This is a genomic window from Centipeda noxia ATCC 43541 (assembly GCF_000160555.1).
Classification (GTDB): Bacteria; Bacillota; Negativicutes; order Selenomonadales; family Selenomonadaceae; genus Centipeda; species Centipeda noxia.
Map to the genome: position 1 here is coordinate 55,654 of NZ_GG749281.1, position 22,477 is coordinate 78,130.

Consider the following 22,477-nt stretch of genomic DNA (forward strand, 5'->3'; position numbering starts at 1 on the left):
CAACGGCTCGAAACTTAACCGTTGACCTGTCTTCTATTCTTTCCTTCTACTCCGCCACCGTGAACCCCGCCGCGCGGAAAAACTGCCGATAGGCCTCCGCCTTCTTCTCGAGCTTCATCGGATAGGCGCGTGAGGTGGACGGCAGACGCGTGACGAGGAGCTCACGACCGCCGCAGCGCGCGGGAACAGTCTCGCCCGTCTTGACATCCTTGCCCTTCTTTTCCGCCGTGAGCAGATCAAAGAGGATCTCCGTCGCCTTGCCGCCCGTCGTGCAGATGCGGCGGCACTGTGGGATCTGTGCCAGAATCTCGGGCAGCTCCACCGTCTCCACGACCTTCAGATAGGCGTCGGACGCATTGCCGTGCGTGCGGATGGCGCGCCGCACGCCGGGACATGAGCCGATTCCGCGCTCCGTGAGAAACGCCTTGATGCGCTCCGCATCAAAAGCCTTCTCCCCCGGCACCTGAAAATGTGCCGCATCACCGAAGAATACGAGCCCATAGACGCGCCACATATCGTTCTGAAAGTTCGGGTAGTGGAATGCCATCGCCCGCTTTTCCTTTGCCGGCGGAAAGCTCCCCATCATCAGCACTGTCGCCTGCGGCGGCAGAAATGGAGGGAACGGACGCAGCTCTATCGTTTCATCGGTCATAGTATCCCCCTGGATGTACGTCAGTATCGCAAAGAGCGGGGCTTATAAGATGCCGTCCATATGCACGCATTTCAGATCCCTTTCTAGCAGAATAAAATATGTTTTTATCTTACACCTTTTCCGTTCGTATTGCACGAAAAAACTGCCGCCCGATGCTGCTCAGCATCGGGCGGCAGTTCCTGATGTACGGCCTTCCCGCAGTCTCCCTACTTTTCCCTGCTTTTTCCCTATCGTCAGACCTGGAACTGTTTCGTTGCCTGCTGCAGTTCCTGTGCGATTTCAGACAGCGTGCGTGTTGCAGATGCGATCTCGGACATGGAGGCGGCCTGTTCCTCTGCGACGGCCGAGATGTTGGTCACTTCTTCCTGCATCTTCGTATCCGCATCGCTCGAGCCGCTGCTCAGATCCGCGATGGAGCCGACGGCGCGCTGGTTGGTCTGCTGCACCGACTGTGCAATCTGCGCGATGTGATCGATCCGCCCCGAGAGCTGCTCGATGAGGGAAGAGATCGCCGTGAATTTCTCGCCGGAACGGTGAATCTCCTCGACACTCTCTTCGACATTGGTCGTCTGCTCTTCCATCGCACGGAACGTCTTGTCCATCTGGACAGCATTTTCATTGAGCAGCCCGGAAATCTTCGACGTTGCGTCCTTTGACTGCTCGGCGAGCTTGCGTACCTCGTCTGCGACGACAGAGAATCCCTTGCCGTGCTCGCCGGCGCGCGCTGCTTCGATCGCCGCGTTGAGCGCCAGGAGGTTCGTCTGCTCGGAGATGCCCGTGATCATCTCGACGATGGTCGAGACCTGATGCGCGCTCTCCTGGAGCGCCTTTACGGTTTCCGTGACGGCAATCGCACCGTCTTTCAGCGTGTTCATCTTGTTGATCGTATGGTTGAGGATCGTCTGTCCGTCGTGCGTTTCCACTTCGGTCGATTTCGCGGAGGAAACGATCTCGCCGATGACCTCGGCCACCTCGCTGATGCTGGACGAGGCCTCCTTCATCAAACCTGCGGCCGAAGAGATCGTCTCGCTCTGAGCCGTCGAGGTCTCTGCGATCTGTTCGACCGACTTTGCAGCGTGTTCAGACGCCTGTGCTGCCTCTTTGGTGTTCTCCGTCAGATCGGCGGCAGATGCGGCGACTTTCCCTGCCGTATCACTTACCTGCCGAATGAGCTTGCGCAGGTTCTCCGTCATATTGCAGAAGGCGTTGTGGAGCGTCCCAATCTCATCCGTACGGTCAAGCGTCTGCGGCATGCTGCGCAGATCTCCGCGCGCAACGTTCGAGGCAAACTCCGCGAGGTTCTCAACCGGAACGGAGATGAGACGCGCGATATAGAAGAGAATTGCCGCGAGCAGAACGAATGCCGCAATCGTAATGCCCACCATGATGCCGAGGAGCTCCGTCGAGGAGGCAAACACCTCCGCCTGCGGTACACGCAGAACAAGTACCCATCCAGACTCGCCGACCGGCACCGCAGCGTAGAAGTTGTCCGAGCTGTTCGGGCTCGATGTAAATACGGGCTTTCCGGCGAGGAATGTCGATGCCAGTGCCTTCAGATCGGGATCATCCACCGAGGAGATGCTGTCGTCCAGGGAATACTTCTCATGATAGATGAAGTTGCCTTCCTTTGTGATGAGGAACGCCTTCCCTGTCTCATAGATCTTTGCCTTCGAGAGCATGTCTTCAACAATATTGAGGTTCAGGTCGCAGCCGGCGACGCCGATGATGTTTCCGCCGCTGCGGATGGCAGAACTGAAGCTGACGACCGGCGTGCCGTTTGCTGCTTTGTATACAGCGGACTGGCAGACCTTCGTCGATCCGACCGCCTCTTTGTACCAACCGCGCGAGGTTGCATCAAAATCGCTGGGGATATCAAATCCTGCGCCGTCAATAAAGGGCCGGTCGGGGAAACCGACAAAGAAGTCGGACGTACTGGTCGCGAATTCGCGCGCATCAATTGTCATCTCTTCGTAAGATGCGTTCTCCGTTCCCCACAGCCGTGTCACTGTCTCAAGCATACGGGATTTCGCCTGAAGCGACGTATTGATATTGGCGGAATACACCTGAGCCATCTGAAGCATCTCACGGGATGCAACATCCTGGATGCTCCCCGACGCCTTCCAATAAATCGTTCCCAGCAGTATGAGGAAAACGAAAATCAGAGGCACGCCCACAAGCATCATAATCTTTGCGCGTAAATTCATTTTAACGCCCGTCCTTCCCTGTGAACCTAAAATTAATTAAAGCCAGTCCTTTTTTCATCTATTTTACATATTTTATTCTTGATTGTCTACCTATATACTTTATTTTTTTATCTTTAAGCCTATTTCACCATACAATCCGCCCATTCCTTCTCGCGAAATCCCACAAGTACATGGTCGCCTGCAATGAGCAGCGGACGCTTCACCAGCATCCCATCCGACGCCAGCACCGCATACTGCTCCTCCTCCGTCATCGCGGGCAGCTTGTCCTTGAGTCCGAGCTCGCGGTAGAGCACGCCGCTCGTGTTGAAAAAGCGCTTCAGCGGGAGGCCGCTCTGTGCGTGCCATGTGCGCAGTTCCTCTGCCGTCGGATGATCGCTTTTGATATCGCGCATCGGTGCACTGCAGCCGTGTGCACGCAGAAATTTCTCCGCCTTCTGGCACGTTGAACACTTCGGATAGCCGATAAAAAGGATCTTCTTCTTTGCCATTTTTATCCCTCCCTAAATATTTTATCGTTGATAATTTCTAGGACTTTACTCCCTTATTATGATTTTCCTAAAAATTTTTCAATCTTTTTCTTTTTGATCTATTGACTTTTTGACTTTTTGCTGTATAATGACAATCAGAAGGCGGTTACCCCCCCCCTTCCACAATAAAAGAATATCATCAGCGGGACGGACTCCAAACGCCGAACCCGCCCAGAAAATCTCAAGGAGTTGATGAACATGTTTGGATTGGTACCTTTTGCCGGACGGCACGGGCTCTCTCAGCGCGATAATGCAAATCCGTTCGCTCTCTTTGATGCGATGCGCGACAGTTTCTTCCGCGACGGCTTCCCCGCCGCGAACTGGGGCGCCGACTCGTTCAAGGTAGATGTGAAGGATGCAAACGATCACTATGAATTGACCGCGGATCTCCCCGGCATGACAAAGGAAGATATCTCTCTCCACTACGAGAACGGCTATCTCACGATTGCCGCTGCCCGCAGTGAGTCGAAGGACGAGAAGGACGACGCGGGCAACTACATCCGCCGCGAGCGTCACACAGGCGAGGTCAGCCGCTCGTTTTACATCGACGGCATCGACGACGCGAACATCCATGCGGAGTTCAAGGACGGCGTGCTGCAGGTAAACCTGCCGAAGGCAGCAGAGGAACCTGCGCGCAAGCAGATCGAGATCCACTGAGTACGGTATCCCCCTCATACAGACGGCATACGCAAAAAGCGGAACTGCCGCGGAAGAAATTTCTTCCGCGGCAGTTCCGCTTTTGTATGCGTACAATGCAGGATTTTTACTTCAGCATGTGAATCACATTGCCGAGGATAATGCCGACCGCGCCGAAGTCCGCATCGCTGAATGTGGTGTTGGCAAAGCCGAGGTTGCCGAGCACCGGCATGAGGAAGACGGGCAGGAACGTGATGAGGAGGCCCTGTGCAAACGCACCCGCAATACAGCCGCGCAGGCCGCCCGTTGCATTGCCGAAGACGCCCGCCGTGGCGCCGCAGAAGAAGTGCGGCACAACACCGGGCAGGATAATCGGCAGGCCCGGGAACGACTTATCCGCAAGCAGGAGCACCGCCATCCCTACGATGCCGCCGGCAAAACTCGAGAGGAAGCCAATGAGGACGGCATTCGGCGCGTAGGGATAGACAACGGGACAGTCGATCGCCGGCTTGGCATTCGGCACAAGCGTCGTTGCAATGCCCGTAAACGCGGGCACGATCTCCGCGAGGATGAGGCGGACACCGGCGAGGATGACGTAGACGCCGCCCGCGAAGGTAATCGCCTGGATCAGCGAGAACACGAGGAAGTTCTGCCCGCCGCTCAGCTCTGTCTCCACATACTGCGGACCGCAGGCGAGGGCGACGATGAGGAAGAGGACGAGCATGACGAGCGAGACGGCGAGCGAGGAGTCGCGCAGGAACGCGAGACTCTGCGGAAAATTGATGTCCTCCGTCGTCTTTTCCCGGTTACCGACGAGCGAGCCGACCCATGCTGAGAGCACGTAGCCGAGCGTGCTGAAATGACCGAAGGCAACATCGTCGCTGCCCGTGATCTTCTTCATCGTCGGATGTGCAATCGCCGGGAAGAGCGCCATAACAAAGCCGAGCAGAACCGCGCCGACGGCGACGAGCGTCGTGCCCTGCAGTCCGCCGACGGTGAGGATAATGCCGATCATGCACGCCATATAGAGCGTGTGATGGCCCGTGAGAAAGATGAATTTCAGCGGCGTAAAGCGCGCAATGAGGATGTTCGCCACCATGCCGAACGCCATGATGAGCGCTGTCTGCGTGCCGTACTCCTTCAGCGCCATACCGACGATCGCCTCGTTGTGCGGAACAACGCCGTTGATGCCGAAGCCAAACTGGAACATCATGCCGAAATGCGTGAGCGCGCCGACGGCAAGACCTGCGCCGCCGCCAAGGATCAGAACGCCCATAATGGTCTTGATGGAGCCCTTCAGGATATCGGAGAGGCCCTTTTTCTGCGCGATGAGTCCGATCATCGAAACGAGACCGATCAGCACCGCGGGTACGCTTAGAATATCAAGGATAAAACTCAGCATGATCGTTCCTCCTATCCCTTCACCTTTGCGACGGCGGCAGCGATCTTCTCGGTCAGCTCCTTCTTATCAATCATATTATTGAGGGAAACGACCTCGCCGCCGAGACCTGTGAGCTGCGTGGCGATATCGCGCGTTCCCACGTAGATGTCCGCCTTCACGCCCCCCGCCGAAGCGAGATCGCAGTGCGACACCTCGGCCTCCGCGCCGATCTCCTGCAGTGCCTTCTTGATGTTCATCTCGATCATGAAGCTGCTGCCGAGACCGTTGCCGCAGCAAACCAAAATCTTCATTATGATACCCCCTCTTGATATTCTTCAAACAGCGCCTGCGCGCTCTCCTCGGTCTGCGCCTCCATCAGCCGCTGGGCCATGCCCTCCGTCATCAAGAACCCCGAGAGGTCTTCGAGCATCGCCACATGGCTCTTTGCATCGGGTGTCGCGAGCGTGATGACGAGGCGCACCGGATCGTTGTGTGCGCTGCCGAACGCGACGGGCTCCCGCAGAGTCAGGATGGTCAGGCCCACCGCCTCCGCGCCGTCCGCGGGGCGCGCATGCGAGAGCATAATGCCGGGCGCGATCACCATATAGGCGCCCATCTCCCGATGATTGCGCTTGACCGCGGCCGGATAGGACGGCAGCACAATGCCGTGCTCCATGAGCGGCCGCGCACCGCGGTCGATGCACTCCTCCCAGTCACGGCAGACTTCCTGCAGCATGATTCCGCCGGGCGAAATATATTGCCCCAGCATAACATCACCCCTTCCCGCTGCTGTGCAGCACGATAGGAAATATCCCCTTATAAGACAGTATAGCACAGCAAAGCCGCACTGCATAGGAGATGATCTGTCCGGGAATCAAAATCCGCGCCAAAGGCGGCGCATCCTTATTTTTCTGCCCTACCTCTCTGCCGCCAGCCCTGCGGCAAAGTCCCCGGCGAGGAGGGCGAGCGGGTGCGGCAGCCAGCGTTCCCCCGCTGCGAGGATCTGCAGATCCATATGGATCTGATAGTCCGTGACATCGAGAACAGCGACGCGTCCGGCGCGCACAGCATCAGCGACGGTAACAGCGGGAAGAATGGAGATGCCGATTCCCGCCGCAACGAAGTCAATGATGGTCTTGCTCGTACCGATCTCGACACGGTCGTGCAGATAGAGACGACGCTCCGCGAGATCGTCCTCCAGTTTCTTCCGATAATTTGTCCCGCGCTCGGTCAGAATCCACGGAGACGCCGTCAGCTCCTCGATGCAGACGGGACGCTGCGCATAGGGAGAATCGGGACATGCGATGAACTGTATCTCCGCGTGGCTGTGGTGCAGCGTATGCAGCCGCGGATTTTCGCTCAGGCGGTCAATCAAGAATACGAGATCGATGCTGCCGTGGATCAGCGCCTGGCGCAGCCGCGGCGCCGTGTCGACGTGCACATGCAGACGCACCTTCGGACAGCGCCGGAGGAATGCCCCGATCTGTGCCATGTAGCGCGAGGTTGCGAGCGTTTCGATGGCGCCGATGAAGAAGGTTCCCTCCGGTTCCCCTGTTCCGTGGAACTTTGCGAGTGTCTCCTGCTCGAGCGCTGCCATACGGCGCGCATATCCCAGGAACGCGCGCCCCGCGCTCGACAGCGCAACGCGCCGCCCGGAGCGCACAAAGAGCTCTGCGCCGAGTTCGCGTTCAATGGCCTGAATCTGCTGCGTCACCGTGGACTGTGCATAGTTTTTCCGCAATGCCGCTGCAGTGAAACTCTCCATCTCCGCAGCATGAATGAACGTTTTGATATTCCGCAGTTCCATTGTTTCACCTTTTCTTATCATTTTTTTCGATTTAGGAATTCAATATTTTTGATTTTACTGCATTCATCGTTTATGATACCATAACTTATAGAAAATAAAAATCCTTCTGCGCCATATTGTCTCAGTGTTATAATTATGAAAGGAGTTGTCTCTCCATGGAAATCATCAAAGCCATCAACGGCGTCTTCTGGGGCTGGCTTATTGCGGGCATACTGCTGTCATGCGGTATTTTCTATACGATACGCCTCGGTTTTCCGCAGGTACGCTACTTCACCCAGCTCGTACCAAATCTATGGAAGGCCAGCCGCGACTCCTCCGGAGTCAGCGCATTCGGCGCGCTCTGCTCAGCGATCGGCAGCGAGGTCGGTGCCGGCAGCCTGGTCGGTGTCGCAACAGCACTTGCCTCGGGCGGCCCCGGCGCGATCTTCTGGATGTGGATCACGGCGATTCTCGGCATGCCCATCATGTTCGGCGAAGCGGTGCTCGCCCAGATCTTCCGCGTGAAGAATGAAGACGGCACCACCTTCCGCGGCGGCCCTGCCTACTATATGCGGCGCGGGCTGAATGCAAAGGTTCTGCCCGTTCTCTTCTCGATCTCCGTCATCCTCGGCAACGGCGTTGTCTACTGCATGGTGCAGAGCAACTCCATTGCCGGCTCGTTCAGCGGGCAGGCAGCGCTTCCGCCGCTCGCCATCGGGGCCGTGCTCGTCATGCTCGTGGGGCTTGTCATCTTCGGCGGGATCAAGCGCCTCTCGACCGTCGCTTCCTATATCGTCCCCTTTATGGCGTTCGCCTATATCATCCTTGCTCTGATCGTACTCGTAACGCATGCAGAATGGATTGCAGACATGCTGCGCCTAATTATTGAGTCTGCGTTCGGTGTCCAGCAGGCAGCCGGCGGCGTGCTCGGATACACCGTACAGGAGGCGTTCCGCTACGGCGTGGCACGCGGTCTGTTCAGCAATGACGCAGGCGCCGGCACAACGCCGTCGATGCATGCAGCGGCCAATGTCAAGCACCCGGTCAATCAAGGCCTCTCGGGTATGCTCGGCGTCTTCGTAACGACCATCATCGTCTGCAGCTGCACGGCATTCTGCATCCTCCTCTCGGGTGCACTGAACGGTCAGCTCACCGGCATCCAGCTGACACAGGCTGCATTTTCCTCCTCGTTCGGCGATCTCGGCTACTGGCTCGTCGCCGCCGCCATGTTCCTGTTCGGCTATACGACGCTCCTCGCCAACATGTACTACGGCGAGGTCAACACGCGCTACCTCTTCCCGGACAAGAAATATGCCGTGACAGCTTACCGCATCTTTGCGCTCTGCCTGATCCTCTTCGGCTCCATTGTCCCCGTCGTCTCCATGTGGGAGTTTGCCGACCTGTTCGGCGCGCTCATGGTTCTCTTCAATGTTATCGCGCTCTTCCGCCTTTCGAAATACGTCGCCTTTGCGCTGAAGGATTATCAGGAACAAAAGAAAGTATCCGACACGCCTATGTGGGACTATGACGCCGACATTGTCGAGCGCTACCGCAGCCGCAGTCAATAAATCGCAGTAAAGGAGATATTCTCATGCAGGATCTGAAAGAAAACTGCCGCCTAGCCCTCGTTCAGGCGGCCCCCGTTATGTTCGACAAGGCGGCATCGCTCAAGAAGGCGCTGCTCTGGATCGAAAAATCCGCGGCGCAGGGCGCGGAGCTCGTCGTATTCCCCGAGCTTTTCCTCCCCGGCTATCCGTTCGGCATGACGTTCGGCTTCAAAGTCGGCAGCCGCGATGAGAACGGCCGCAAGGACTGGAAGCTCTACTATGACAACTCCGTCGTCTGCCCCGGTCCGGAGACCGACGCACTCGGCGCCGCAGCGAAAAAACACGGCATCTACCTCAGCATCGGCGTATCTGAACGCGATGATACGACCGGTACGCTCTACAACACGAACATCATGTTCACGCCGGACGGTGCGCTTGCCTCTGTCCACCGCAAGCTCAAACCGACTGGTGCGGAGCGCTTTGTATGGGGCGACGCGAACCGCGGCTATTTCCCGACGATCGACAGCCCGTGGGGACCGCTCGGCAGCCTCATCTGCTGGGAAAACTACATGCCGCTTGCACGCGCGGCGCTCTATCAGCGCGGTGTAAACATCTTCATCGCACCGAATACGAACGATGTGGATTCATGGATCAATACCGCCCGGCACATCGGTCTTGAGGGACGCTGCTACTTCATCAACGCGGACATGTACTTCACGCGCGCCGATTATCCCCGCGATCAGCTGCACTGCGGTGAGGAGATCGACCGTCTGCCCGAGATCGTTTGCCGCGGCGGCAGCTGCATCGTCGATCCCTTCGGCGAGTTCCTCACCGAGCCCGTTTGGGACAGGGAAGAGCTCATCGTTGCCGATCTTGACCTCGGCAAAGCGGCAGCGGCCAAGATGGAATTTGATCCCTGCGGGCACTACGCGCGCCCCGATGTCCTCGAACTCAATATCTGCGACAAGTAAGAAACGGCCCGACAGTGACAGTGTCCGGGCTTTCCTCATAGGAAAGGAGCGCATGCCATGCGAACCGAACACGATTTCCTCGGTACGATGGAGGTCCCCGATGATGCTTACTACGGCGTACAGACGATGCGCGCCATCGAGAATTTCTATATCACAGGGCAGCGGCTCGATCCCACCTTCATCATCGCACTCGCACAGGTAAAGAAGGCGGCGGCGCTCGCGAATATGGACACGGGCCGCCTCCCGCATGCGATCGGCGATCTGCTCGTGCAGGCAGCGGACGAGATCATCGCGGGCGGACTCATCGACCAGTTCCCCGTTGACCCCATTCAGGGCGGCGCGGGCACATCGATCAACATGAACATGAACGAGGTGCTCTGCAACCGCGCGCTCGAGCTGCGCGGCGAGGAAAAGGGGCGCTATGACATCATCTCGCCGAACAACCACGCGAATATGGCACAGTCAACGAACGACGCCTTCCCCACGGGCATCAAGGTCTGCCTCTCGGCAAAGAGCACCGTCTTCCTCGCTGCGCTCGACCGGCTCGCTGCGGAACTGGAGAAGAAGGCGGCGGCCTACCGCGGCATTCTCAAGATGGGCCGCACCCACCTCCAGGATGCCGTCCCCATCACCCTGGGGCAGGAGATGGGCTCCTATGCGTCCGCCGTGCGCCGCTCTATGCGCCGCATCCGCTACGTTCGTCGCCACATCCACACGATCAACATGGGCGGCACCGCCGTCGGCACAGGACTCAATGCCGAGCCCGCCTACATCAAGGCGGTCGCACGGCGGCTCTCGGAGATCACGGGCGAGACCTACCGCACCTCGCAGAACATCATCGACGCGACGAACAACACGGATGCGTTCGCCGATTTCTCCTCCGGGCTCAAGAACGCCGCGCTCGTCCTCATCAAACTCTCGAACGATTTTCGCCTCATGGCATCGGGGCCGCGCTGTGGACTGAACGAGCTGCACCTGCCCATGCGCCAGCCGGGCTCGTCGATCATGCCGGGCAAGGTCAACCCCGTCATCGCCGAGGTGCTCGATCAGGCGTGCTATCAGGTCATCGCAGGCGATCTCGCCGTGACGCTCGCCGTCGAGAACGGGCAGTTCGAGCTGAACGTCATGGAGCCGGTGATGGCGTTCAATATGTTCAATGCACTGAACTACCTCACGCGCGCCGTTGACACCTTCGTTGACAAACTCCTCGTGGGGCTCGAGCCAAATATCGAGCAGTGCCAGAAATGGCTCGACAACAGTGTCGGCATCGTGACGGCGCTGCTCCCCCACATCGGCTACGAAAAGTCCGCCGAGCTCGCGCGCGAGGCATATACGACGGGCAGACCAATCCGCGAGATCATCCTCGACCGCGGCATCCTCACGAAGAAGGAACTCACGCACATTCTCTCCCCGCGTCAGATGACCCGCCCGGGTATCGCCGAGTAGTTCTGCCCGCTTCAAAAAATTTTTCTCCCTGCACGCAGCGCATCCGTACTGCAATCGTGCAGAAAATCACAGAAAACAAACGGAAAATACCGCTCTGTGCCGGTTTGGCACGGAGCGGTATTTATGTATAGTTTGATACCTGTTGCTAAACGTAAGGCCGCATGCTATAATCATCTCATTGATACAGACGAGAGGGGTGATTTTTTGGCGGCAAACAAATCCTACCGCAGCGGGACGGCGGCAGAGATGGGTGTCCCTGCGCGGCGGGCGGAAACGGCACCCGGCAATGTGCGCCGCATGGGCGAAGTGTCGATGAACGTCCGGCAGGACGCCATCACGCCGGAATATTTCATCGCCCACTTTTACGAATACCTCCCGCGCTACATCGCGGGCGGCGCCCCCACAGCAGACACGCGCGACACCTATGAGCTCGCCATCCGTCTCTTTCTCCACTGGTGCATGGAGCAGAACCTCCACCCGCTGAGCGATGTGCACGACTATCAGATCCGCATCTACATGGAGGAAATGCGTACGCGCGGATACAGCGCGGCAACGCTCATGATCAAGGGCGCGGCGATCCGCGCCTTTTACAAGGTCGCGCAGCGTCTCTCCTTCATCGCCGAGAATCCTTGCGCCGATCTGCAGCTGCGCAACCCGCAGCATCTCGACGAGGACTATAAGTACCTCACCGTCGATCAGATCAAGGAGATCTGCGAAGGCCTCGCCGCCGATCAGAATGCGCTGCGCCGTCTGCGCAATCTCCTCATTGTCTACCTCATGGGGGTCGAGGGTCTGCGCGTCGTCGAGGTCATGCGTCTCTCCGACGAGGACATCGACTGGCAGCGCGGACGTATCGAGATCCGCGGCAAGGGACACGCCGGCATTATCTATCCCTGCGAGGAGACCTTTCAGCTCCTCAAGGCGTACATCGAGGAACGCGGCCCCGTTCCGCCGGAGAACCGCCTCACGCCGACCGTCATCTCCTGTGCGCGCAACAACGCGCAGGGACGCATCACACGCGTCGGCATCCGCTACGTCATCAACAAGGCACTGACTGACGCGGGACTGAAACAGCCCGGCTACGCCTGCCATCTCTTCCGCCACAGCTGCGGCACGAACCTCTATCAGGAGACCAAGGACCTGCGCGTCGTACAGGAAACCCTTCGCCAGCGCAGCCCAAAGGTCACCGCAAAGTACGCCCACGTCCATGACCGTATGGAACGCCGCTATACGCGCGGCATCACGCCGGGACTGAGCGTGGAGGCGGTTGTAACGCCTGCACAAGATACACCGAAACAATGAGTGGAATCTGCGATACTTATGTTCACCCCTGCGCTCCTCCGCCTCAGGGAACTATATCCTTCCTGTCACTTCACATTTATGACGCAGCGGCCAAGCCATACGTGACCTTTCCCCTACCTGTGGACGAAGTGTCCTATATTCGCAGAGGCACATTCCTCGATCGCTGGCGGGTGTTACCGCCATCATGCTTATCCACGCAGATATGGGGTATTGGATATCTGTACACAGCTCCTACAGGTAAATGGCGAAGACTACGCAGCTTCATCCCGGCCGAAAACACAATTCACTATATAAGGAACGCCTCAGCATCAGACAGCGAAATCTGATGCTGAGGCGTTTTATAATGTAAGCTCCGTCTCAAATATTACCGAGCATCCAAATATTGGATGCTCGCGCATATGACCTCATCCGGCGTTACATGATACAGGCAGTCGGGCTGCGGATAAGTCGGGCAATCCATCTCCGCGTAACTGCACGGGCAACACGGCTCATTCGAGGTGAATGCCATCGCATGATCGCTGATCGGATGCCAGCGGCGCGGCGAAGTGCAGCCAAACATAACGACGAGAGGGACTCCTGTCACGGCAGCAATATGAGCTCCCCCCGTATCCACGCTGACAAGAAGATCCAGCTGCTCATAAAATGCCGCAAGCTCCATGAGATTCGTCTTTCCGCAGAGATTTTCAACGGGAAGTCCGATTGCTGCAATCACTTCTTCGGCATAGCCGTAGTCGCCTGGCGCACCCGTCACATAGAACGCAGCATCATAGCGCGCATGAAGTGCACGAACGACCTCCACAAAGTATTCCTTCGGCCATGTCTTCAACCCGAACGTCCCCTTGACACAGAGCCCGATCTTTCGCTTCTCCCCAGAGGACGAAAGAATTTCTGCCATTTTTGCTTGCTGCTCTGCTGTCGGACATGGCAGAATCGGGCGCTCATGTCCCGTCACCCCCGTGAAGCCGCGAATAATCTCCTGATACGTCTCCGCTTGCAGCGTATCATCGAGATTATGAGTAATCGGAACGGTATGCGTATAGAGCCATGTCACGCGACTCGGCTTATCGTCAAAGACACGGGAAGGGCCAATCCGGACAGGAATGCCCGCCAGCCAGCAAAGGAGCGCCGGCCGCAGTTTACGGTCAAAAGAAATTGCAAGATCAAATTTTCGTGCGCGCAGTACCTTTACCATATCCCACATCTTCCCCATCGAATTTTTCTTTGCTTTATAGTCAAAGAGAATTACATCGTCAATCACGGGGTTGTGCTCAATCACTTCACGCACAATAGGGCGCGACAACATTGTAATGCGGGCATAAGGATATATTTTTTTGAGCAGAGCAATTGCACTCGTTGTAAGGATAACATCGCCGAGGTTTACCATCGCATAGACAAGGATGTTGTGATACATCGTCACGATTTCAAAACCTCCCTCATTTTCTGGGCAATCTCCGCATCCACTTCATCGAGGAATGCAAAACGACGGCGATAAAGGGCACGCTTGCGCGTCGGCACCTCCTCCATCGTCTTGCGTGGCAGGACAAGAGGAATCTCATAAAACCGTTTGTCCGCCGTCCGAAAGCCGCCTGCCTCCTCCCAGAACGCCCCGAAATCTGTCTTGAGCTTACGGTTACGACGCACATGATTATTTGCGTAATAGCCCGTATTCGACACGGCAAGAATGCGTCGGACACCGAGAGCGCGTGCCGCTGCCTGCACCATATAGAGGATGAGATTTTTTGTGCGGAAGCGATGAGCACGCTTTGTCATCTCACGGACGAAGTCCTGCGCGTTCTCCGTATTCGGTCCCTGCATAGCGCCGATCACGAGCGTTGGCACGCCGTCCCTCTGATCAATCCAGAACATGATCTGATAGAGATGTGTGCCATCCACATCCATCATCACGGAGAGCAGCCCCTCCTTACGCTGTCCCGGCTCGAATTTCAGATAGGCATTCCACTCCATATCAGTCTCTGCGGAGCGCCATATCTCATGGGCCCGATCAAGTCCAAGCTCGATAAAGTCAGGGGCCTTCAGTCGCTCCTCCAAAAAGGCATAGTGCTCCTTGATGAGCTTGATGCGTGAGCGCACCGTCGAGCCCGCATAAAAAAAGGCGCGCGTTGCCTGCTCCAAGGGAAATGGGTTGCGCCGATAGAGTGCACGCCGCGCTTCCGTTTCGTGAAAGAAGTCATAGAGCACACGCAGCTGCCGCCTGTGCAAGATTCCACGCACAATAAAGACGAGTGCGCGATGCCGCTCACGCGGGTTTTCCCAGCGATAGGCACGGTGCGCGACGGCACGAATCTCAGCAATCATGAAAAGTCTCCCGTATGGCGATTCGTCTTATCCAAATAGTACAGTTTTACATACTTTGCCATGGTATAAAAATAGTGAAACACCGCAAGGATGAAGCCGATCCGCCCGTCGAGGAAGCCGCATTTCAAAAAGTACATACGAAAGCTCGCCCAGATAGGATGAAGAATCATATCGACAAGATTCGCACGTCGCCCAGCATTATATGATTTCTGTGCGGCAAGCGTCGTATAGGTATTCAGCTTGCCCAGATAGTGCACCCAGTCACGATAGGGATAATGAACGAGATATTCTTTTTTCGGGAGTTTGACCTCTTGATAGGGATGACAGATCTTGGGGTGAACAAGCCCTGTGACATATGTTCCCTCACGCGGCAAAAGTCGGACGACATAGTCCGGAAACCAGCCGCCATGCCGGAGCGGCTGCTCGAAATAGTAACTCAGGCGCGCATTCGCGTAGGCATAGCGCCGATCATCCGCTGCGACGATTTCCTTGATGCGCTCCGCTAGTCTCGGCGATACCCGTTCATCCGCATCCAGAAAATAAATCCAGTCACAACCTGCCTCTTGAACCGCAAAGGTCTGCTGCGTGCCCCAATCACCGGCAAGAGCACGCTGCACAACACGCGCACCAAGACCGCGCGCCAGTTCCGCCGTCTGATCCGTACTGAAGTCATCAATAACAACAACTTCTCCGGCAAAGGAAACGCTGCGAATGCAGTCCTCTATGTTCTGCTCCTCATTCTTTGCGAGGATAAGCACCGAGAGATTCAGAGCCATAACGCCGTCCTTTCCTGCTGTCTCAAGAAATCGAATGCTTCCCTATGATTTCCACGATATGCATGGCAAAACGCGGTGGTGCATAGGCGCGCGCAGCATCTGCGAGCGCCTTGTGCCAATGTGGCGCGCGTACATCATATTCGTTGATGAAGGTCTCCAATGCGCTTCCAAGGGCCGTCATATCTCCGCTTGCAAAAGTCTCCCCGATGGGATATTCCGCAAACACCTCGGGGTTCATGTCGTCGCTCGTGAGGACGGGCTTTTGAAAGCCGATCGCTGTGAAGAGCATCGCCCCCCAATGGTAGCGGTATCGCGGCGCAGAGTACGGCAAGAGGAGTGCATCTACTTCAGAAATGGCACGCTGCCACTCAGCGCCGATCAGCCCGCGATGCAGAAAGGAGATGCCCCTGCCCTCATACATAGCGATGATGCGCTCAAACTCTGCCGCATCCTCTGCGTGCATCGTCGATCCTTGCACAAGCAAACGAACGGGTCGTGTATAATTCCCTGCAAGATAGACACGGAGCAGATCCTCAAGCCTCTTTTCCCTGCGGAACTGCCCAAAGAACCCGATGGTGAGGGGCTCATCCGTCTTTACGGGCGGATGCGGCGCAGTCTCGATGTCACGCGGGATAAATGCCGGTGGTGCGATCATATGGAGATTAGGACGCCGCTCTCCGAAAATCGTGTCGCCAAATGTGAGCACAACGGGGCGGATATTCGGATGCTTTGAGAGCGCATCCGCAGCACTGAAAAATTTCGGTGCCTCGCTCGGATTGATCCCATGTTGGATGAAGAGGACGGGCACGGGACTGCGCCGCAGAACGCTCTGCCGCAGTGCGCGCAGATAGCGATAGGTCGAGGTAGGAACGACGAGCGCATCAAATGCCCCCGCCTGAGCTGCCTCATAGAGCACACGATACCAGCGGAAACGCCGCCGCTCGCGCTGCACGGAGAGAAAGAGCTTACGAATCCCACGTGCATTCGTATAGAGCACGGGCGCGCCCGGAAGATAATACGCAGGCACGTGGTAGTCCATGCCAAACTGAAAGCCCTCCGGCACGTAGAGCATGACCTCATGCCCAAGAGCCCGCAGCTCATCCACAAGAATGCGGTCGAAATCAACCTCATGCCCGCCAGGAGTCATGATGTTTTCAAAGATGGCAATTCTCATGCGTATATCTCCGTCATTGTTGCTCCGTTTTCACCGCATCCCGCACGCAGTCGCAGAGGTTCCCCCCCGGATAGAGCACGCCCTTTACCCCCGCGTTTGCAGCGGCGGCGACGTCGTGCTCCCCGTCGCCGATCAGCAGCGAGACCGCAGGATCGATATCGTATTCTGCGATCGCGCGCAGGAGCATGCCGGGCGCGGGCTTGCGGCAGGCACAGGCCTTCGTATATGCCGGAACGATTCCCTCCATATGATGGGGGCAGTAGTAAAACGCGTCGATATGCGCACCGTGCTTGGCGAGCTCTGCATTCATCCAGTCGTGCAGGCGCTGCACGGCAGCCTCGTCATAGTAGCCGCGCGCGATGCCGCTCTGGTTCGTGACGACGATGACGAGATAGCCGTGCGTATTCGCCCAGCAGATCGCGTCAATCGCGCCGTCCACCCAGACGAACTGCTCCGGATTGTGCAGGTAGTGCACGTCCACGTTGAGCGTGCCGTCACGGTCGAAGAAGATCGCCTTATTCGGCATAGGAGAAGTACCCGCCGGCCTTTAGGAAATCACAGTACTCCCGGACCGCCTCTTCCATCGGGGTAAAGCCGCCGTCATAGCCTGCGGCAAGAAGCGCTGCCGTATCTGCCTGCGTGTAATTCTGATACTTGCCGCGCAGCACGTCGGGGAAGTCACGGTAGACGATCTCGCCCGTGCCAAGCGCCGCGATCACTGCACGCGCCGCTTCGTTGTAGCTGTGCGCAACGCCCGTGCCGCAGTTGTAGACGCCGCTCTCGCCGCCGTTTTCAAAAAACCAGAGATTCACGCGCACGACATCGCCGACGTAGACGAAGTCGCGGCGCTGTTCGCCGTCTGCGAGGCCGTCCGTCCCGCGGAAAAGACGCGCCTGCCCCGTCTCCATGATCTGATGGTAGAGCTGGTAGAAGATGGACGCCATCTTCCCCTTATGGTGCTCCTGCGGGCCGTAGACGTTGAAATACTTCAGCCCGACGATGGGACTGCGCGCCTCGGGGATGACCTGCCGCACATAGCGGTCGAACGCGAGCTTTGAAAACGCGTAGGGATTGAGCGCGTCCTCGCAGCGCCCGCCCTCGGTAAATCCGTTCTTCCCCCCGCCGTAGGTAGAGGCCGAGGATGCGTAGAAGAACGGAATGCGCGCGCCCATGGCAAAATGCAGGAGTGCCTTGGAGTAGGCGTAGTTCTCCTTCATCATGTAGTTGACATCGTACTCCATCGTGTCGGAACACGCGCCCTCATGAAAGATCGCGTCGATGTCCGTGCCGTCGAAATCCCCCTCTTCGATGAGATGGAGGAAGTCGTCCTTCTGCTGGTAGTCGATGAAATGCAGACCGCGCAGGTTCTTGTAGTTCTCGCCGTCCTGCAGATCGTCAACGATCAGGATGTCCCTGTGCCCGCGCTCGTTGAGTGCATGGACGAGATTGCTGCCGATAAAGCCGGCGCCGCCGGTGACGATGATCATACCGCCGCTCCTTCCTGGTGATCGAGTACCCGCAGAAGTTCCTCTCGATTGACCGCGTAGGTGCCGAGTTTCGAGACGACGACACTCGCCGCAAGATTTGCGAGATAGGCGCCGTCCGCAGGCTTGAGCCCGCCGGCGAGGGCCAGGCCGAATACGGCGATCACGGTATCGCCCGCGCCCGATACATCGAACACCTCCTGCGCTCTCGTCGGGATGTGAACGACTTCCTCGCCGTGAATGAGAGAAAGCCCCTTCGATGAACGCGTGAGGATGACATTCCGTATGCCGAATTTGCGCATCACATAGCGCGCCGCTTTTTCGACGTCGAAATCCTCATTTTGAATGGGCTCGAGGAGCGTTTCATTGATCTCCTTGATGTTCGGCGTGATGTAGTCAACGTCTCGGTACTTCGCCCACTGCGGTCCCTTCGGATCGACGATGACAGGCACGCCGTGATCATGCGCCGTGCGGATGATATGCTGACACGCATATTCGGTGCAGGAGCCTTTGCCGTAGTCTGAGATGATCACGCAGTCCATACTCTCGTTGAGTTTCTGATCGATATAGGCGAGATACTGCTGCGCATCGTCCCCGTCGATTGGATCATCGTCCTCAAAGTCGAGGCGCAGCATCTGCTGATGACCGCCGATGATCCGGATCTTCGTCGTCGTCGGGCGGTCGGTATGGATCAGCCCCTTGTAGTCGATGCCGCGCGCGGCAAATTTATCGAGCAGGCTCTTGCAGTGCGCGTCGTCGCCGACATAGCCCGCGATGCTGACGTTCGTCCCGAGGAGCGCCAGGTTGTGCGCGACGTTTGCCGCGCCGCCGAGTGTCTCGCGCGTGCCCGTCACATGGGTGATCGGTACGGGCGCCTCCGGCGAGATGCGTGTGACTTCGCCTGAGTAGTACTTGTCGAGCATGACATCGCCAACGACGAGAATATTGCTGCGCACGCTCTTCTCTGCAACGACTTCGCGGATTTTTTCCATATCCATGAGAACGCTCCTATCTTTGTGGAAAACACCTATTTCTATCAGTCAAATCCGTGCGGTTTGATCCCTGCGGGCAAAACGGGACGGACAACGCGCCCCGCTGCCCCCTTCGGTGCGAGGACAAACGAGCCGTCCGCCTGCTCCGCCACACGCGTCTCGAAATCCTTTGGGTGCGGAAGTTCATACGCGGGACGCTCTCCATGCTCGGCGAGCATCTGATCCGCATATTTCAAAATGAGATCCGGCGGCATCCGCTTCATGCACATCATGTAGTCCGCGCCGTCCAGCGGGCACTCATGAATACGGCAGGGATGGCAGGGAACGGGCGCGCGGACGGAGATGCTCCTCTCGTCATAGGGGTAAAAGCCCGGGATGGGCGATGCGCCGAACATGCAGAGCACGGGAACATGCATCGCAACGCCGACATGCATCGGCCCCGAGTCCGTCGTGATAAAGAGGATGCAGCGCCGAAGAAGCCCCGCGAGCACGCCGAGACTGACCTGCCCCGTAAAGATATGCAGCCGCGGATTCTCCCGCTCACGCATCTGCGCGCGGCAGGAGTCTACAATCTCCACATCCATGGGGCCGCCCATGACGGCGATGTGATAACCGCGCACGAGATAGGTATCCGCGACCTCCGCAAAATAATCGTCCATCCAGCGCTTCGTCATCCAGCTGGCGCCGATGTTGAGCGCGATCACCTTATCCCCCGGGCGAAAGTGTTCCGCCCAGAGCCGCGCCGCCTTCTCCTCCTCCGCAGGGGGCACCCACATCTCAAGCCCCGCGTCGTCGACCTCCCCGATCACCTCCGCTGCACGCAGTGCCGCATAGTGCGAGTGGACCTCGTGCATGATCATATTCTGATCGGGGCTCACATGATCGAAGAAGAGGGAGAAGCCCGGCTTTGTATAGCCGATGATCTGCTTGCCGCCGCTCAGCGCCGCGAGGGCCGAGGAGCGCTCGTTGCGGTGCAGGTTGACGACGAGGTCATATTTGCGGCGGCGCAGACGGCGCGCAAAGCGCAGGATGCCGAGCAGGCTGTTGTCCCGTCCCTTCTTGTCGATCAGCAGGCACTCGTCGATGTGCCGGTTCTCCTGCACGATGTCTGCGAGTTTCTCATCAGCGAGGAGGGTGATGCGTGCGGCCGGATAATTGTGCCGCAGGGTTCGCAGCACCGGCGTCACAAGCATGAGATCGCCGAGGTGCATGAGGTTGATGACGAGGATGTTACGATACGAGCTCATTGTCCCTCCAACGAATCGCCGTGTTCAATCAGCTGCCATGAGAGCGTCCGCAGGATCGCCATCCGCCTCTGCAGCAGATCGTACGCCGCGGCTGGGTCCTCCTCGGCCGCCCCCGGCAGGAGCTCCGTCTCCTTCGTGTTGACGCGTCCCATCACCGACCGGGTCAGGAAATAGTCCCGGTTGAATGCCGCTCCCATATTGTTCTCTGTCAGGCTCGGCGCGATGGACACGTAGGAAAATCCCGCAGGCGCAATCAACTCGATAAGCGTTGGTACGATGTTCGTGTGTCCGCCGACGACATCCGGCGCCAGAACCGCGGGGGTCACTCCCTGCCCGTACAGCACAAACGGGACGCTCTGATACTCGTACATCGTCGGCGTACGCGACGGATTCATGCGCACGGCATGATCGCCCGTGATGACGAACAGGCTGTCCGGATATTTTTTCATCGTCTCATGCACGAACTGCGTTACGATCTTGTCCATGTACCAATAGTGCCCGAGTTCGAGCGCGAGCTGATCCGGATCGTCCACATTCGGCAGCTGCGCCGTTTCCGCGCGCGCACGGGCGAGATCGAATCCCTCCGCCGCAACATCAATGTTGTAGGGCGGATGATTCGAGACCGTCATGATGAGATGCACTGTCGGCGGCTCATCGGCAAGATGCTGAAACAGCGCAGAGAAGAGCTGCTCGTCCGAGGTTCCCCACGCATTCACCTTTTCCGCATGGAAGTCCGGATACCCATAGAAATGGTCGAAGCCCTGCGCGATGGAAAACCGATCCATCCCCTCCCACGAGGGAACGCCGCCATACCAGAAATCTACCGCATAGCCGAGCCGCTTGAACTGCGGCGCCATCGCGGTCGGATACGCCTCCCGCAGACTGCGCGCGACATAGTTGACGTGCTGGTTGACCTCGGACAGCCCCGTGACCAATCCCGTGATCGCGATGGACGTGAAGTCCCCGTTCGGCATAAAGCGCCGCGAATAATACGCGTTCGGCTCCCGGATCAGACCCTTGATGCCGTCGGCCGCGTGCAGCGCGGCATAGGTTTCCAGCATCGGCCACTGCGCATAGGTTTCACCGAGCACAATGAAGATATGCCGTGGCTTTGGGATGCGCGCCCCCTGCGCCGTGCGCGTCAAGTAGGGCGTCAGCGTATCCGCCGAGAGCTCTGCATGCCCCGCAGCCTCCACCGCAAGCGCGCGTACGTGCTCCTTGTCAACGCCGACAATATCTCCGCTCTTCAGCCGCTTATGCATGGAGCGCACGCGATAGAGCGCCTGCCCGTCGTCCAGGATGCATTCGTTGAGGAAGGCATCACTCGTAACGCCCGCGTTTTCCCAGTTGACCCCGCCGGCATACGTAAAACTGCCTCCAAAGCGGACAAAGACAAATGCCGCCGCAAAAAGGAACAGCAGTCCGAGGGAAAAAACCGCCCGCTGCACGCCCGAGCGCAGTGCAGGCAGCGCATACGTCCTGCGCACGAGGAGGAGGCTGCGCAGCACATAGAGCGAGACCGCCGTCAACAGGAGCGCGATGCACAGCCGCCAGAGAAGACCGTACTCGCGCAGCATCATCTCGGCAAGCACAGCCGCATCGTCATTCAGCCCCGCCGCGACCTGCATATTGAACGATGTCTGAAACTGCCGATAAAAAGGAAAACGCGCCTGGAAAAGCACAGCGAATGCAAATGCCGCAAGACCGCCCCAACAAAAGCGCAGGCGTCTGAGCACAGGAGCAAGGCGCGGCAGTGCGAGCAGAGGAAGCGAACAGAGAACGAATGCCGGCAGGGTGACGGCACCCGCCGTTTTGAGCGAGAGGCGCAGGCCTGTGAGGAGCGCGAGGAGGACATCGTCTGCCCCCGCGGACGGGGACAGATAGCCCGCCATGTAGAACATGAAATACGCGCGGTAGACACAGAGGGTCAGCAGGATGAACGCAAACAGCTTAATATCCCGCTGCACAGCATCATAAAATGCCGCCAAGCGTCCCTCCTGCCTGTGTCCGTATCGTTCTATCCGCATGTCTTGCTG

At 57.9% G+C, this 22,477-nt stretch carries 21 protein-coding genes; 5 read left to right on the plus strand and 16 right to left on the minus strand.

Features of this window, described 5'->3' with window-relative positions; translation table 11 throughout:
- Nucleotides 1–46: 46 nt before the first annotated feature.
- The 3 genes from HMPREF7545_RS07175 to HMPREF7545_RS07185 all read right to left on the minus strand — a co-directional run bounded on the left by HMPREF7545_RS07175 (nucleotide 47) and on the right by HMPREF7545_RS07185 (nucleotide 3,344).
- On the minus strand, nucleotides 47–652 hold the full coding sequence (locus tag HMPREF7545_RS07175) for a hypothetical protein (RefSeq protein ID WP_006695037.1): 606 nt from the start codon (nucleotides 650–652) through the stop codon (nucleotides 47–49).
- A 233-nt stretch (nucleotides 653–885) separates the two neighbouring features.
- The gene (locus HMPREF7545_RS07180; RefSeq protein WP_006695038.1) at nucleotides 886–2,856 is read right to left on the minus strand and encodes a methyl-accepting chemotaxis protein; all 1,971 of its coding nucleotides are present in this window, start codon (nucleotides 2,854–2,856) and stop codon (nucleotides 886–888) included.
- A gap of 119 nt (nucleotides 2,857–2,975) precedes the next feature.
- The gene (locus tag HMPREF7545_RS07185; protein ID WP_006695039.1) at nucleotides 2,976–3,344 is read right to left on the minus strand and encodes an arsenate reductase family protein; all 369 of its coding nucleotides are present in this window, start codon (nucleotides 3,342–3,344) and stop codon (nucleotides 2,976–2,978) included.
- Between the two features lie 237 nt (nucleotides 3,345–3,581).
- Here HMPREF7545_RS07185 and HMPREF7545_RS07190 point away from each other — a divergent pair, with 237 nt between their 5' ends.
- A complete protein-coding gene (locus HMPREF7545_RS07190) occupies nucleotides 3,582–4,040 on the plus strand; it encodes an Hsp20/alpha crystallin family protein (RefSeq protein ID WP_040571286.1) in 459 nt (152 codons plus the stop codon).
- A 106-nt stretch (nucleotides 4,041–4,146) separates the two neighbouring features.
- Here HMPREF7545_RS07190 and ulaA read toward each other — a convergent pair whose 3' ends face one another.
- The 4 genes from ulaA to HMPREF7545_RS07210 all read right to left on the minus strand — a co-directional run bounded on the left by ulaA (nucleotide 4,147) and on the right by HMPREF7545_RS07210 (nucleotide 7,207).
- Nucleotides 4,147–5,421 carry a PTS ascorbate transporter subunit IIC gene (gene ulaA, locus HMPREF7545_RS07195; RefSeq protein WP_006695042.1) on the minus strand — a complete coding sequence of 425 codons (1,275 nt, stop codon included), beginning with the start codon at nucleotides 5,419–5,421 and terminating at the stop codon, nucleotides 4,147–4,149.
- Between the two features lie 11 nt (nucleotides 5,422–5,432).
- On the minus strand, nucleotides 5,433–5,711 hold the full coding sequence (locus tag HMPREF7545_RS07200; RefSeq protein WP_006695043.1) for a PTS sugar transporter subunit IIB: 279 nt from the start codon (nucleotides 5,709–5,711) through the stop codon (nucleotides 5,433–5,435).
- Complete coding sequence (locus HMPREF7545_RS07205) at nucleotides 5,711–6,169, minus strand: PTS sugar transporter subunit IIA (protein WP_006695045.1); 459 nt, start codon at nucleotides 6,167–6,169, stop codon at nucleotides 5,711–5,713. Before HMPREF7545_RS07205 ends, HMPREF7545_RS07200 begins: the two co-directional genes overlap by 1 nt.
- Nucleotides 6,170–6,316: 147 nt before the next feature.
- Nucleotides 6,317–7,207: a LysR family transcriptional regulator gene (locus HMPREF7545_RS07210; protein ID WP_040571287.1), complete on the minus strand. Its 891-nt coding sequence runs from the start codon at nucleotides 7,205–7,207 to the stop codon at nucleotides 6,317–6,319.
- Between the two features lie 155 nt (nucleotides 7,208–7,362).
- On the opposite strand from HMPREF7545_RS07210, the gene HMPREF7545_RS07215 reads away from it, so the two are divergent.
- The 4 genes from HMPREF7545_RS07215 to HMPREF7545_RS07230 all read left to right on the plus strand — a co-directional run bounded on the left by HMPREF7545_RS07215 (nucleotide 7,363) and on the right by HMPREF7545_RS07230 (nucleotide 12,452).
- Nucleotides 7,363–8,754: an alanine/glycine:cation symporter family protein gene (locus HMPREF7545_RS07215; protein ID WP_006695047.1), complete on the plus strand. Its 1,392-nt coding sequence runs from the start codon at nucleotides 7,363–7,365 to the stop codon at nucleotides 8,752–8,754.
- Between the two features lie 23 nt (nucleotides 8,755–8,777).
- Nucleotides 8,778–9,704 carry a carbon-nitrogen hydrolase family protein gene (locus HMPREF7545_RS07220; protein WP_006695048.1) on the plus strand — a complete coding sequence of 309 codons (927 nt, stop codon included), beginning with the start codon at nucleotides 8,778–8,780 and terminating at the stop codon, nucleotides 9,702–9,704.
- A gap of 57 nt (nucleotides 9,705–9,761) precedes the next feature.
- Entirely contained in the window at nucleotides 9,762–11,150 is a 1,389-nt protein-coding gene (locus tag HMPREF7545_RS07225; RefSeq protein WP_006695049.1) for an aspartate ammonia-lyase, read from the plus strand.
- Between the two features lie 246 nt (nucleotides 11,151–11,396).
- The gene (locus HMPREF7545_RS07230) at nucleotides 11,397–12,452 is read left to right on the plus strand and encodes a tyrosine-type recombinase/integrase (protein WP_248681306.1); all 1,056 of its coding nucleotides are present in this window, start codon (nucleotides 11,397–11,399) and stop codon (nucleotides 12,450–12,452) included.
- A 364-nt stretch (nucleotides 12,453–12,816) separates the two neighbouring features.
- Here the strand turns inward: HMPREF7545_RS07230 and HMPREF7545_RS07235 are convergent, their stop codons facing one another.
- The 9 genes from HMPREF7545_RS07235 to HMPREF7545_RS07275 are packed head-to-tail and all read right to left on the minus strand — an operon-like array spanning nucleotide 12,817 to nucleotide 22,429.
- On the minus strand, nucleotides 12,817–13,863 hold the full coding sequence (locus HMPREF7545_RS07235) for a glycosyltransferase family 9 protein (protein ID WP_006695051.1): 1,047 nt from the start codon (nucleotides 13,861–13,863) through the stop codon (nucleotides 12,817–12,819).
- 2 nt (nucleotides 13,864–13,865) lie between these two features.
- A complete protein-coding gene (locus tag HMPREF7545_RS07240; RefSeq protein WP_006695052.1) occupies nucleotides 13,866–14,768 on the minus strand; it encodes a VirK/YbjX family protein in 903 nt (300 codons plus the stop codon).
- Nucleotides 14,765–15,544: a glycosyltransferase family 2 protein gene (locus HMPREF7545_RS07245; protein WP_006695053.1), complete on the minus strand. Its 780-nt coding sequence runs from the start codon at nucleotides 15,542–15,544 to the stop codon at nucleotides 14,765–14,767. Before HMPREF7545_RS07245 ends, HMPREF7545_RS07240 begins: the two co-directional genes overlap by 4 nt.
- Before the next feature lie 22 nt (nucleotides 15,545–15,566).
- The gene (locus HMPREF7545_RS07250; RefSeq protein WP_006695054.1) at nucleotides 15,567–16,718 is read right to left on the minus strand and encodes a glycosyltransferase family protein; all 1,152 of its coding nucleotides are present in this window, start codon (nucleotides 16,716–16,718) and stop codon (nucleotides 15,567–15,569) included.
- Nucleotides 16,719–16,731: 13 nt separating this feature from the next.
- On the minus strand, nucleotides 16,732–17,244 hold the full coding sequence (gene gmhB / locus HMPREF7545_RS07255; protein ID WP_006695055.1) for a D-glycero-beta-D-manno-heptose 1,7-bisphosphate 7-phosphatase: 513 nt from the start codon (nucleotides 17,242–17,244) through the stop codon (nucleotides 16,732–16,734).
- On the minus strand, nucleotides 17,234–18,205 hold the full coding sequence (gene rfaD / locus HMPREF7545_RS07260; protein ID WP_006695056.1) for an ADP-glyceromanno-heptose 6-epimerase: 972 nt from the start codon (nucleotides 18,203–18,205) through the stop codon (nucleotides 17,234–17,236). The genes gmhB and rfaD overlap by 11 nt, the downstream gene beginning before the upstream one ends.
- Complete coding sequence (gene rfaE1 / locus HMPREF7545_RS07265) at nucleotides 18,202–19,200, minus strand: D-glycero-beta-D-manno-heptose-7-phosphate kinase (RefSeq protein WP_006695057.1); 999 nt, start codon at nucleotides 19,198–19,200, stop codon at nucleotides 18,202–18,204. Before rfaE1 ends, rfaD begins: the two co-directional genes overlap by 4 nt.
- A 38-nt stretch (nucleotides 19,201–19,238) precedes the next feature.
- On the minus strand, nucleotides 19,239–20,441 hold the full coding sequence (locus HMPREF7545_RS07270; RefSeq protein ID WP_006695058.1) for a glycosyltransferase family 9 protein: 1,203 nt from the start codon (nucleotides 20,439–20,441) through the stop codon (nucleotides 19,239–19,241).
- Nucleotides 20,438–22,429, minus strand: a complete 1,992-nt coding sequence (locus HMPREF7545_RS07275; protein ID WP_040571288.1) for an LTA synthase family protein — start codon at nucleotides 22,427–22,429, stop codon at nucleotides 20,438–20,440. The genes HMPREF7545_RS07270 and HMPREF7545_RS07275 overlap by 4 nt, the downstream gene beginning before the upstream one ends.
- Nucleotides 22,430–22,477 lie beyond the last annotated feature (48 nt).